Here is a 12,853-nt window from a genome sequence, read left to right on the forward strand (position 1 = left end):
GCGTAACAAGCGCTCCGGTTATTCCTGCAGGGCGGTGCCGACTTTGTCCGACGCCGACCAGATGCGATAGCGCACTTCGACGTCCGACGGCGCGTACACCACGACTGGCAACTTGCTGTTGTAGCGCAACATGAAGCCATCGCCGACGACCGGAACGAAAGCGCGCTTTTTCTGGCTGCCGGGCGGGCAGGCCATCATCGTGCTCATCGGGCCGATGACCTTTTCCAGGCGATAGAACGGATAGCCCCAGCCTTGCAGATTCTTTTCATCGAGCACACCGCCCAGACGCTGGCGATTGCAATCCACTTCCAGAGTTTTGCCGGCGAGAATTTCTACCTGGAAATTCTCTTCCTGCTCTTGCTTGGGCAGATGGATGACTTGTCGGGTAAACCCGGCTTCGGCTTTGGGATACGGCGCGATGTCTTCGAGCTTGGCGGCGTGGGCGAGGGTGGAAAGGTTGGCGATCAACAGGCCGGTGATCACGCAAACGCTTAAGGAATTCATGGAGGCCTCCGTGCGGGTTGAATTGCAATGGGAGACATTCTTGCCGTCATAGTCTTCGAAAGCAAATTTGCCCGGAGATTGCAGATTGCAGGGGACGAGTGGTCGATTCATGCAATTTGCAAATAGCAGGATACTGGCCACATTTCCAAGTGCTTGATTTTTAAGGGAGCAAAACGAACCGATCAAAGGCACGTTTTATGCGTTCTTTTGGTGAGGCGCAGAGGATTTGGGCGCCTACACTCCAATGGGCATTTCGCAGTACCACCACTTGCCGCACCAGGGAAACAGCGGGGGCACACCCGTGAAGGCGCAGCAGAGGGTCAGCGTGAATACTTGATTGGCAATCGCACAGAAAGGAGAGGGTTCGCCATGTTTTTATCTGCCTTGGAATTACGCAACATCATTGAAAGCAGCTTCCTGCCGAAACGCTGCCAGTGCACGTTGACACCAGACTTGTCGATGTCCGTCAAAGTATTTGGCGACCATCGAACCGACCAGGCCGATCTCTATGTCAGTGGAATCGACGCCAGCCGCCTGAACAGCTGCCGTGAAATCAACAACCTGGTCGCTGGCCTGCGTTCCGACCTCGCGCAACAGACCACAACACATCAAACCAGCGCTCGTTCTCGAGCCGTTTAACCCACCGTCTCACCCAGTTCGACCGTCACGCGCCGGGCCTGCACAAAACCAAGGCCCAGCGCGAACTCGACCAGCACCGCGAGCAAAATCCCGGGGCCGGCATGGTCATTGAGCCATTCGCCAAAACCCAACGCCGCCAAACCGAAACAGCCGACGATAAAACCATTGCTCAGTGCACTGCGTGCCACTGACGGCGGAGCATTGCGCAGCAAACAAAACATCACCGCCAACGCCGCGAACAGCACCGCGCTGCGCCTTGCGACTACGCCAGTGCCTTCCGAATAGCCAATACTCCAGATCGCCAGCAACGCCTCCGGAAAAAATCCCCAGACCAGCGCCAGCAGAAAACACAGGATTGAAGTGAAGCTCGATAACGTGCGGAACGACAACTGCATGGCCAATCCTTGCGGCAGTAGGGAAGGCCCCGAGCATACCCGCCGAAACCACCCCACGCCTATGGCCAACCGGAAAATCAGAAGCGTCTGTCAGTTCTGTTGACTGCATGCGTCTGATAATTTCCTGTAACTGATTTGTGCGGGCTTGCCGGTGTTGTCGATGTATTTCATGTCGGCGGTGATGACTTTGCACTCGATGGTCGGCGGTTCGGTTAGCGAAAGTACCTTCGCTAGGTGTAGCGGTATGCTTTACTCATACGACACGGCTTTGGAAGTGGCGCAGTTGTCATTTGCATGGGCCTGTGCGGCGATTGCGCAGACTATGAGCGTGAGTACAATGGGGCGATGTTCATGACGTAACTCCAGCGTGACGGGTGGGTACCTGATATGAAACCGGGCGAACCTGCCGCGCTGGCGCTGGCGAGCGTGCAGTGCTGTAGAGTTTTTGATCGGGGGTTAAAAGCGGGTTAACCCTTCGATAATGCAATCGAGCAGTTAATCCGCGTGAAAAAACTCTTTCGTAGAGCGGGTCTGGTTCACATAGTTCATCGCCGCCAAACAATTGCTGTCCGAGGACGTCAGGCTGTTAGTCTTCTTTGTTGGAAAGTGCTTACTGTCGTTAGAACTCTATTTTCTCAGGATAAAAAGAAAGGGGAGGATGTGTAGCTTTCCATTCGGCTGCGAGTTTGTTCGCTTCTTGAATCTGTGAAGGCGACATTTTTTCTGAAATTCGTGGCAATATCTCTGCGACGTCTGTCTGGGCGGTTCCTCCACCATTTAGTTCTTTTAAAAGCGAAATTAGCGCGTAGCCTTTTATCCTGTCTTCCGCGAAACCAAGTGCGCTAGGGGCAACTGCTAAAAAATAACCATAATTATAGATTCCTGCTTCATATCCAGTTGAAGCTGCTTTTTCCAGCCAATGGCGCGCTTGATCCGATTCACCTTTTTCCCGGTAAATTCCAAAAAGCTGCATCATCGCCTTAGGATTTCCTGCTTTAGCAGAACGCAGGAACCAGCCCTCGACCGAGTCTTGGCGCTTCCATGGCAATATGGAGCCTTCCCCTTGACGTTCGCTGATAGCCATGCGGTATTGGGCGACTGAATTACCTGCAAGCGCTGACTTTTCTAACCAGTCTCGCTCAGCTGTTAGTTCGTACATTATATATAAGGCTTCGGCATCGCCTCGATCCGATCTTTCTTTCGCGGTCTCTCTCGCTTTAGCTAACCACTCTTCCGGTGTCTTCTTTCCTGGTGGACAACTTTTCATTTTCACGCACAGGTCATTGACGCTTCGACCGATACGAATCATTGAATACAGGTATCCTTGTTCGGCAGAAGCCTCATACCACTTATAGGCTTCGTTGGTGATGTACTGCTTTTCTTGACGGATTTCCTCTGCCAAAAAAAACTGGGCTTCAGAGTCTCCAGCATCAGCGGCTATTTTTAAATCGGGTGCAGCAGTTTTGTATTGCTTATATAGGATGATGCCGCGCTCTTTTGCAGCTTGTTGGTCCGAGCTGAGGGACGCGTACAAATAGGTGGGTAAAAGGAAAAGGGCAGCTAGTGTGAGCGCTTTTAGCATGATTGCAGATACTTGATTGTTCATGTTATTTCTTCGGGCCGTTGAATGTAGCTCGTCCGCCAGGAACGTATGTTTTACCATAATGATTAGAGCGCTGACAGAAGCCGTCCAGTCTTGCTCCAAGTTCGGCGACATGGTCTTTGTATCTGCTCCTCATCTGATCGTTCCTTTGGTCAACAAAACGGAGTACGGTTTCTGACATAAAATTATCCATCGCCATACGCTGCTCGCAATATACTTGGCCCCTATCAGGTTCTCGAGTGCCAAATCTGTTCATGCTTATGCATGCTTCTTCAAATTGTGCTTGAGCTAACTCAAGTGTATTTGTTTTTTTCGCGTTATTTAGAATCCAACCGAGTACCCTTTCAATGGCCTGCTGCTGAATCAGGTGTGCCTGAGACTTGTCATACGTGTACTTTTTTTCTCGAGAAGCGTTCTCTGACGCCACGTCTGTTACGCTTGAGTCCTGAGCCGACGAGATCAATGTCATGAACATAGGTCCGAGGGCATTGGGCGTTGCATTCAAGAACCACTGCTCCAGCTCTGCCTGATTTCGATAAGTCATAATCGTATGAGCGATGGAGGTCCCTTTTCCACCGCCCGTTAATGCCTCATACAATGACATCACCATATCGACGCCTTGCATGTAAGTCATTGCTACTTCCATGCCAGCAGTGCCAAGAAAGTTCAGTTTGTCGATGTAGTCAGCGGCTTCGTCCGTCACAAAAATTAGCGATTTATCCTGATTTTTATGCATTTCCCGTCGTAGCAAGTTAATCAAGTCAGTAACACCGTCATAGCCTACTTCAAATTGAAATTCGCCGCCGACGCCAGCGCCGACGATGACGGAAGCCTTGAACCGCATGATGAAGCGGCCTTCATGCAAGGAGATCCCAATATCTGCCGTAGTACCCAGCCCATACGCGGCAGTAAAGCCTGCTGTGAGTCTGGCCAGGCTCGCCCATTGGCTAGCTTTCGCGTTGTTGACGGTGTTCGCCATGCCGGGCGAAGGGGCGGTGCGCAACACAGCGATATCTTTCGGCGGAGCCCAGTTCAAGGCGCCTGTCAGTAGAATCCCAGCCTGAACTCCTGCAAAGAGATTGAATTGGGCTTTAGCCCCATCTTCAACCCGTACTTTCGCGGCGTCGCCCGCCAGAACAGGTTCGCTTCTAGTTGTAGTTGCTACGGCATTGGTGGTCTCCGGACGTTTTGCATCGGTGATTTCCGGAAGATTGAGGCCGCCTTGTACGTTTGCACGTCCCAACTGCACGCTGGAGGAGAGGAGGAGGGTAGCGCCTGTGTAGCCCCACGCTCTAGCGCCCAAATGGATCGAAAACCTGCCGAGATTCAGGTTTTTGCGGTTTTTCTCGTAATCCAGGTACGGGATCAGGATGTCTTTTGCTTGATCTTTACCCGGCAGATCCATCTTCATCAACTCAACTTCACCGCGTGCCAAGTCAATCCCAAGGCTGGCTTCGGCTTTGGCAGAGGCCTTGAAGTTATCGGTGACGCTGAAGCTCGGACCAGTGACCTTGGTTCCAGTGTGGATGGAGGACTGTGGTGGCGTGAGGCAACGAACCAATTGTGCTTGAGGACTGTTATCGAACAGGCGCAACGAACTTCGAACTTCTTCTTTGAACAGCAGCTGCCGAAGGCGCAGCCCCCAGTCTTTGCGGGCGCCTGCGTCCTCAATAGTATCCACAGTCAGTTTTTTCGACTTGAGATAGGAATGGAAGAGTTCTACATCGAACCAGCCTTTTTCATCGAACCAGTTGCTTTCCTGATCCTTGATGGCCATCGCGCCTTCGAGGCGTAGCCATTCATGGAAAGGGTTATCGTCTGTGTCAGTTTGCGCTTTCCCGTTGCTGTTGCCGGGAAGTTTCTGCAGGTCTTTGCTTGCAGTAGCACCGAGCGCGCTTACGTCTTTTTTCAAGGCTTTTTCAATGCCTTCCAGATTAAGCAGACTCAAATGCTTGACCGGACTGTTGGGGCTATTGAAAAGCGCCACTTCGCGCAACGGAAAGCCAGCCTTGACCAGGCGCTCTTCCGGTTTCGGCTGAAATTGCTCTGGCTCCCACAACAGATGGCGCAGTGGTAGGGCTGCGGCTACAGCGGCTTCTGCATCATCGCGAAGCTTCATGCGCTCTTGTTGAATGCGCTGCCACTCGGTTTTTTCAGCCTGCACGATGCCCGCTGGTGCCGCTACGTTTTGGCCGCTGGCGTCAATCCAGGCTTTGTATTTGGTGCGGATTTGTTCAGCCAGTTTGACCTGCCGCTGTTCCATCTCGAGATATGATTTGAATTTCTCGATACCTGCGCTGATTTCGCCTGTGTCAGGAATGAGGGCAAACTCAGGAAGTGCCAAGCCATAGTCGGCGACTTTCAAAATCGAATCGATATAGGCAGCAAAGTCTTTTTCGATTTTTTTGCGTTCGTTGGCCACATCGTTCAAATAACCGCACATCCGGGCCTTGCCATCGATCACACAGTTTGTGGCGTCCAGATACGCCTTCTTGTTCTTCTTGAAATCTTCTTCTTTGAGAGTAGTCAGCTTGCCGCTGGCCGTGAGTGCCGCACGGGCTTTCAGATAGGTCTGAACACGAGTTCTAGCCTCAAGAGCACCGGGCGAAAACAGGTTGCCACTTTCATAGATATAGCCAGCTATCTTGGCTTGCTCTATTGCTACAGCCTTCAGCTTCTTCCACTCGTTGTAGAGTCGTTGCAGCTTTTGCCCCTCGGAGTTGGCCTCAAGCAGGCTAGCCTGTTGCTGACCGGCCAGTGCCCGGTTCCGTGCGTACTCACTCTGATCCGGCAACTTCTCCAGCGCCGCTGAATTTCGGGCGTCACGGCTCACGGATTTCAAGCGCATGGCCATGGTTGGCTGCGCAATATCCGGCTCCTGAGCTTCGATTTCCAGCATTCGGCTTTTCTGTTCACCTTGCAGGAAGTTTGACAACTTGGGTTCGAGGAAGTACTCGAGCAACCCCGCGGTGTTCATCCCCTTTAAACGTTCCTCAGGAGACTTGCTTGCGCTGATATGTTGCTCAAGTTCATTCATCGCTTCTTTGATCGAGCTTGCAGCGCGTTCAGGCAGCAGATAGAACATTCTTTCCTTGGTTGCGTAGATCACCTCGCCATAACTTGTCGAGCAAGCCGTTTCCACTTTGTCGAACGCGTTGGGGCAACTGGCAGGCATTACAGGCTGAGGATCAAGCTCCAAGGCAGGTTTCGTTTCAACCGGTGTCGACGGGGCTGAGGCAGTTGCCGCAGAGCTGTCGCGATCTACCTTTGTTGCTTCTGAGATTTCAGTATCCATTTCGCTTCCATTCATTCTTAACGGACGGGTTCATCAAGCAACGCTGGTGGTGAGTTGCTGCAGCTGCTGTACTTTGATGAACGACTCTTCCCTGGATTGCAGGATGGCCATTGCCTGTGGCTGTGTTTCAAGCAGTGGGCCATTTGTGATTGACCCCAGCTTCAGCAAGTGACGGCCTTCGTAAATATTGTGGGCAACCAGCACATTGAGGTTTGCCACAAGGTTGGGCAGATGCTCATCGCTCGGCTCGCCGTAATCTGCGTGATGTTCATCTGCCCAATAAATCCAACCCAAATGCTCTTGAACGTTCGCCGCGGATGGCGGCAGGCTGAACACTGAAGTATCGCCCAGCCATTCGACTTCCGAGACGGCGCGCCAACTGAGCCATGGACCTTTATTGCGCCCAAAATGAACCGGCGCTGGGCTGTATACGTGCTGCCAAGGGCCGAACAGCTGATGGGAGTTGTCGCCAGCGGTATAGGCCAGCGCGGCCCACAGGCTTGGCTTGTGGTAGCTCAGCAGGCTCTGTCCGCCAGAACCATCATTAGCGCGCAAGAGCCAGCGCGCATGGGCGAGCGCTTTGTCAGAATCAGCTGTAGTAATGGCAATGCCAGAAAAGTTTTCCTCGCACAGCTTTGCTGCCTCAGCCGCAAGGCGACTGCTCCACGGCGCGGTGATCCAGAGCGGACCGTCAGCGGCGATCTCAGCGAAGGCGGTTTTGAGGAACAGGCCCTGTGCATCTACCACCGGTTCGCCAACACGATAAAGGCGGCTCATCGCGTCAGGCTGTCGAACCGGGTCAATAATGAAACACACTGTTGATTCAGAGCTTTCTCTCGGTAAATCAACGAACCCATGGCGTGGAGCTTCGAGGAGTGCGCTGAGCGCTTTTACATGCATGTGCAATCCTTACGGCTGCAGGCGCCGTTGCTTTGCTTGCCGCACAACGGCGTTATTCCAGATTCATTCAGACGTTTGGGCAGCGGGACAGGGACTTTCCCCGCCTTATCCGCATCCACAACCTTCATCGGCCCCGGCAACAACGGCGCCGCCGGCGTGCCCACCCCGGGCGAGCCGCCGGTATTGACCTTCACCTCAGCGCCGCTGATGGTCACGCCACCCGCATCGACCTTGACGAAGCTGCCGCCAGCCTTGGCGGTCAGTTCCATGGCGCCTTCGACCACGACTCTCTGGCCGGCGTAATAATGAATTTCGTTGCCGGCCTCAACAAACTGCCCAGTTCCCACCTTCACATGCTGCGTCACACCCACCGTCAGGTGATCATCCGCGCGCATTTCGCTGATTCGGTCCAGATGGGTGATCCGGTGTTCTTCGACCTTGAATTCGCTCAACACATTGGCTTCAACGGTGTCGTGGCGTTCGTTGCCGACGCGGATTTTCTGGTCGTGTTCGATGTTTTCGTCCCAGTCGCGCTGGGCGCGGATGTAGATCTGTTCGGCGCCTTTCTTGTCTTCGATGCGAAATTCGTTGTAGCCCTTGCCGCCCGGGGAGCTGAGGGTTTTGAAGGTGCTGCGGGTCTTGTTGGCCGGCAGGTCGTAGGGGACGACGTTTTCCTTGTGGTACAGGCAGCCGGTGACGAGGGGCTGGTCGGGGTCGCCTTCGAGGAAGGTGACGAGGACTTCCATGCCGATGCGCGGGATGGCAATGCCGCCGTACGCTGCGCCGGCCCAGCCGCTGGCGACGCGCATCCAGCAGGTGGTTTTATCATCGGACTGGCCGTCGCGGTCCCAGTGGAATTGCACTTTGATGCGGCCGTACTGATCGCAGTGGATTTCTTCACCGGCAGGGCCCGTGACGATGGCGGTCTGGCTGCCGAGGACTTTCGGTTTCGGGTGTTCGAGGGCAGGGCGGTAGTGCGCGTCCCACGGGGTGGCGAGGAAGCTGTTGCGGTAGCCCTGGTGGAAATCGCTTTTGTTGTCGGTGACGTCGCTGGTGACGTTTTCGCCGAGCACTTGCGGTTGTTTGCCTTCGTGGAAGACTTCCAGCAGCAGCCACAGGTCGTTCCACTCGGCGCGCGGGTGTTCGGCGAGCGTGAGGAAATGGCCGCTGGTGAGGGTCGGTTCATCACCTTTGCCTTCGGCGAGTTTGTAGTCGCTGCGATGGCGTTCGAGGGCGCGGGTTGAGAGGAACTTGCCGCGCTCGCGGGTGGTGAAGCGGCCGGGGTAGTCGTAGTCTTCCAGGTCCGGGGCGAATTCGGATTTGACCGCGCCTTCGGGCAGCAGCTTGGGTTTTTCGAAATCGTAGTCGCGGCGGCTGACGCGGGTGGTGCGAGTTTCCAACCGCAGGTTGAAGCGCTTGATCACCGGTTTCTCCGCAGCCATGCCGGAGTCCTGCTGGTAGCTGACCGGCTTCAGTTTGCGGAATACGGTCTGGTCGTCGCCGAACACCAGTTTGTGGCCGCTGCTGCTGTGCTGGAAGTGGAAGTGAATGCCTTCCTCTTCGCACAGACGCTGGATGAAGTGCAGGTCGGACTCATCGTATTGCACGCAATACTCACGCTCCGGGTACTCGGCGCCGAGCTGGAAGCTGTAGGCGTCAGAGAGAATGCCGCGATCTTCCAGCACCTGGGCGATGATTTTCGGCACCGTCAGTTGCTGGAAGATCTGCTGATCATGGTTGTGCTGCAGATACGCCAGTTGCGGCACCAGGCTGATGCTGTAGCGGGTCAGGGTCTTGCCGGAGTCGCCCTGCTCGATGCGATAGACCTGGCCGTGAATCTTGCCTTCGCCGGTGGCGCCGAACGTCAGGCAGGCGCGCTTGTGCAGCAGCTCTTCGAGCTTCAGGTCGGGGCGGGAGCTGACCAGTTCGAGGTCGAAACGGAACGGTTCGTTGAGGGCTTCGCGACCGGTGAAGCTGAGGACTTGCAGGTCGGCGTTGGCGTCTTCGATCGAGAGGGTGATGTGGGTTGCATTGGCGTCCAGCATGCCTTGAATTCCGTCCGTTGAATAAGCAGGTGATGGATGTTGCAGGATTAGACGGCCTCATTCAAGGCGCAAATGGCGTAGGTGTGGGGCCTTGGTGCCATAGGGAAAACCCTTAGGAGGGCGATTTGGGTCAGTGAAATCGGGACTTTCATAGACTTTGATGGTGTTTGAGAGATTGCCAACGCGGGTAAGCCCGCTCCCACAGGTTTCTCGGGTGTAGACAAAATCGGCGTTCACTAAGGTCCTGTGGGAGCGAGCCCGCTCGAAGGGCTTCTACAACCAATGCCAGAACCGGCTCCAGAACCCGCGATTGAGGTCTTCCTTGCAGCCGGCATATTGCTGCGCATACAGATCCGAACGGTTCTGCACTTTGCGCGCGGTCGGCGGTAACCAGGCTTTGCTCGCGTAGGTCTTGTTGCGAAAGCCGCCCCAACCTTCGTGGTAGTTCAGGTACTGGTTATAGGCGTCGTATTTGTACACGCCGTTGATCGAGGTGGTCTTGTCCATGTACCAGCCGACGAAGTCGATGGCGTCGTCGAAGTCTTCGCGATCGGCCCAGTTGCGGCCGGTGCTTTTCTGGTAGTCGGCCCAGACTTCATCCTTGGCTTGCGCATAGCCGGAAGCGGTGGAGACGCGGCCCCAAGGAATTACCCAGAGCAGGTATTTGCGCGGCGTCTTGGCGTCGTAGCGGTAGCCGGATTCCTGATACATGATCGCGAAAGGCACCTGGATCGGCACGCCCCAGCGTTTCTGGGTGACTTGCGCAGCGTCGTACCAGTCGCTTTTCTCGCGGAAGATTGCGCAGATGTCTTCCGGCGAGCGGGGCGGCGAGGTGCCGCAACCGCTCAGCAGGGTGGCCAGGGTCAGAAGGGCGAGGATGTGCCTGTGATTCAAGAGCTGTTTTCCGTCGTGCGCAAAAAGGCCGACAGTCTACGCGCTCAGCTCAATTGATGACGATAGGGCAGATCCGGACCGGTTTTGCTGCAAGTCAGCGCGGCGGCTTGTACGGCGAACCTGAGCATGCCGTCGATTTGCTCTCGACTGAGCTGCTGCACGCCTTCGACCGAGTCCAGCGAATGTTCGGTCAGCCAGGTGATCAGCGCCGCCTGGAAGGTATCGCCAGCGCCTACCGTGTCGGCGATCTGAACCTGATTGGCCGGTACCGACCACGAGCCATGGGCGCGACTGAACACTGTTGCGCCGTCGCCACCACGCGTCAGGAAGACGATCTGGCAGCGATGTTCGAGCCAGCCTTCAATCACGTTTTGCGGATCCTGCTCGGGATAGAGCAGGCTCAGATCCTCGTCGCTGACTTTGATCAGATCGGCCAGTTGAACCAGCGTGGCGATGCGCTCGCGCCATAGCTCGATGTTCGGCTCGGGATTGAGGCGCACGTTGGGATCGAGGCTGATCAGGCGTTTGCCGCTTTCGCGCTGAACCAGCTTAAGCAAGGTGTCGCCAATCGGCTGCACCACCAGCGAAAACGAGCCAATGTGCAGGCCGCGCACCTCGTCGCCGAGCGTCGGCAGATGTGCCTCGCTCAGTTGCCGGTCGGCGCAGCCTTCGCCACGGAAGCTGTAATGCGGCGAGCCATTGGCGCCTACCGCGACCATTGCCAGGGTGGTCGGCGCGGCAAAATCCACCAGATAATCCGGGCGCACACCTTCGTCCTGCAGGACTTGCTGCAAACGCCGGCCGAGGTAGTCGGTGGACAGCCCACCGAAGAGCGCCGAGTCCACGCCCAAGCGGCGCAGACCGACGGCGACGTTGAACGGCGAGCCGCCGGCAATCGCCTTGAAATTGACTTTCGAGGCCAGACCGCTGGCATCGTTTTCGCTAAAGAAATCAAACAGGGCTTCGCCACACACCAGGTACATAGTTGTTTGCTCGTTATAGGGTTGCGACATGCTGTTGATAGCGTTCGTAGGCCTGCTGGAACGCCGCGACATTCGCGGCGATCGGCAGGGTTTCACTGCTTGCGTCGAGTTTCACGCAGCGCTCGCACAGCTCGGCCAGGGAGACATCATCGCCGTTAGAGCGCGACGCGCACCACGCCGCTTGAATCGCCGCACCCAGCGCCGCGGCTTCGCTTTGCTCGGTGCAGATCACCGGAGCGTTCATGATATCGGCGACGATCTGCCGCCACACCGCGCTCTTCGAGCCGCCGCCGATCAGGCAAATGCGCAGGCTTTGTAAACCATTCTGGCGGAGTAAATCCAGCCCGTAGCGCAAACCGAAGGTGGTGCCTTCGACAGCGGCGCGGCACAGATTGGCCTGGGTCAGGTTGTCCATGGTCAGGCCATGCAGGCTGCCGGTGGCGTGGGGCAGGGCGGGGACGCGCTCACCGTTCAGAAACGGCAACATGCTCACGCCTTCGGCACCGATCGGCGATTGCGCGACCAATTCGTTGAAGGTCGGCAGGTCGAGCTTGAACAGTTCGCGAATCGCACCGGTGGCGTTGGTCAAATTCATGGTGCAGATCAACGGCAGCCAGCCGCCGCTGGAGGAACAGAACGTGGCAACCGAGGCGTCGGCGCTGACGTTTGGCTCCTCCGAATAGGCGTAGACCGTGCCGGACGAACCGAGGCTCATGGTGATCGCGCCGGGCTGGATATTGCCGGTGCCGATCGCGCCCATCATGTTGTCGCCACCGCCGCTGGAGACCACAGCGTTGGGGTTGATGCCGAGTTGCTCGGCGATTGCCGGGAGGAGGGTGCCGACGGCGGCGTGCGCGTCGATCAGCTCCGGCAATGCGGCTTGTAAACGGCCGCTGGCGTCGATGTCGCGCAGGATCTGCAAATCCCACTGACGCGTGCGCACGTTGAAATAACCGGTGCCGGAGGCATCGCCGTATTCGCTGCAGGCGCGGCCGGTGAGCCAGTAGTTGAGGTAGTCGTGAGGCAACAGAATCCGCGCGATGCGTGAGAACACGTCGGGATGCTGCTCTTTGGTCCAGAGCAGTTTCGACACCGTGTAGCCCGGTGCAATGACCACGCCGAGGCGTTCCAGCGAGCCTTCCTCGCCGCCCAGTTGCGCGAGCAAGCGGTCGTTTTCCGGCGTGGTTTCGGTGTCGCACCAGAGCTTGGCCGGGCGCAGCACTGCGCCTTGCTCATCGAGCAGGACCAGGCCGTGTTGCTGGCCGGAGACGCCGACACCGAGGATCGCCTGGCCGTCGACATTCGCCGCTTGCAAGGCCTGGCGGGTGGCGCTGACGAATGCATCGAGCCACTGTTGAACGTCTTGTTCGCGGCGGCCGTTGGCGCCGCTGATCATAGTGTGCGGCGCTGCGCCCAGACCGAGCACCTGGCCGCTGCCGGCATCGAGGATGATCGCTTTGGTGCCTTGGGTGCCGCAGTCGATACCCAGGAAGAGCTTTGTTGTTGTCATGTATGGGCCTGTCAGATTGCGCTGAAGATCAAGAGCTACCCCCTCACCCCAGCCCTCTCCCCCATGGGGGCGAGGGGGAAAGGGA

10 protein-coding genes and 1 pseudogene are annotated in these 12,853 nt (G+C 56.5%); 1 reads left to right on the forward strand and 10 read right to left on the reverse strand.

Annotation, left to right across the window (positions count from 1 at the left end; all coding sequences use genetic code 11):
- Positions 1–18 precede the first annotated feature (18 nt).
- Complete coding sequence (eco, locus tag ACYSTU_RS14915) at positions 19–504, reverse strand: serine protease inhibitor ecotin (RefSeq protein ID WP_465918314.1); 486 nt, start codon at positions 502–504, stop codon at positions 19–21.
- Between the two features lie 369 nt (positions 505–873).
- On the opposite strand from eco, the gene ACYSTU_RS14920 reads away from it, so the two are divergent.
- Positions 874–1,143: a DUF1652 domain-containing protein gene (locus tag ACYSTU_RS14920; RefSeq protein ID WP_041480220.1), complete on the forward strand. Its 270-nt coding sequence runs from the start codon at positions 874–876 to the stop codon at positions 1,141–1,143.
- On the opposite strand, the gene ACYSTU_RS14925 is transcribed toward ACYSTU_RS14920, so the two are convergent.
- The 9 genes and pseudogenes from ACYSTU_RS14925 to xylB all read right to left on the reverse strand — a co-directional run bounded on the left by ACYSTU_RS14925 (position 1,140) and on the right by xylB (position 12,768).
- Entirely contained in the window at positions 1,140–1,538 is a 399-nt protein-coding gene (locus tag ACYSTU_RS14925; protein ID WP_498999660.1) for a hypothetical protein, read from the reverse strand. The genes ACYSTU_RS14920 and ACYSTU_RS14925 overlap by 4 nt on opposite strands.
- Before the next feature lie 90 nt (positions 1,539–1,628).
- Positions 1,629–1,862: pseudogene (locus ACYSTU_RS14930) on the reverse strand (DUF2790 domain-containing protein).
- Positions 1,863–2,157: 295 nt separating this feature from the next.
- Positions 2,158–3,144 (reverse strand): tetratricopeptide repeat protein, encoded by a 987-nt coding sequence (locus tag ACYSTU_RS14935; RefSeq protein ID WP_264365348.1) that lies wholly within the window; start codon positions 3,142–3,144, stop codon positions 2,158–2,160.
- Between the two features lies 1 nt (position 3,145).
- The gene (locus ACYSTU_RS14940) at positions 3,146–6,436 is read right to left on the reverse strand and encodes a hypothetical protein (RefSeq protein ID WP_264365347.1); all 3,291 of its coding nucleotides are present in this window, start codon (positions 6,434–6,436) and stop codon (positions 3,146–3,148) included.
- 33 nt (positions 6,437–6,469) lie between these two features.
- A complete protein-coding gene (locus ACYSTU_RS14945; protein ID WP_498999664.1) occupies positions 6,470–7,336 on the reverse strand; it encodes a DUF4123 domain-containing protein in 867 nt (288 codons plus the stop codon).
- Positions 7,327–9,381, reverse strand: coding sequence for a type VI secretion system Vgr family protein (locus ACYSTU_RS14950; RefSeq protein WP_498999667.1), 2,055 nt, complete (start codon positions 9,379–9,381; stop codon positions 7,327–7,329). The genes ACYSTU_RS14945 and ACYSTU_RS14950 overlap by 10 nt, the downstream gene beginning before the upstream one ends.
- 273 nt (positions 9,382–9,654) lie before the next feature.
- Complete coding sequence (locus ACYSTU_RS14955; protein WP_016774877.1) at positions 9,655–10,275, reverse strand: transglycosylase SLT domain-containing protein; 621 nt, start codon at positions 10,273–10,275, stop codon at positions 9,655–9,657.
- A 44-nt stretch (positions 10,276–10,319) separates the two neighbouring features.
- On the reverse strand, positions 10,320–11,258 hold the full coding sequence (locus tag ACYSTU_RS14960; RefSeq protein ID WP_336341573.1) for a carbohydrate kinase family protein: 939 nt from the start codon (positions 11,256–11,258) through the stop codon (positions 10,320–10,322).
- Positions 11,259–11,271: 13 nt separating this feature from the next.
- Entirely contained in the window at positions 11,272–12,768 is a 1,497-nt protein-coding gene (gene xylB / locus ACYSTU_RS14965; protein ID WP_336341572.1) for a xylulokinase, read from the reverse strand.
- Between the last annotated feature and the right edge of the window lie 85 nt (positions 12,769–12,853).

The sequence above is a fragment of the Pseudomonas glycinis genome, from assembly GCF_054871425.1.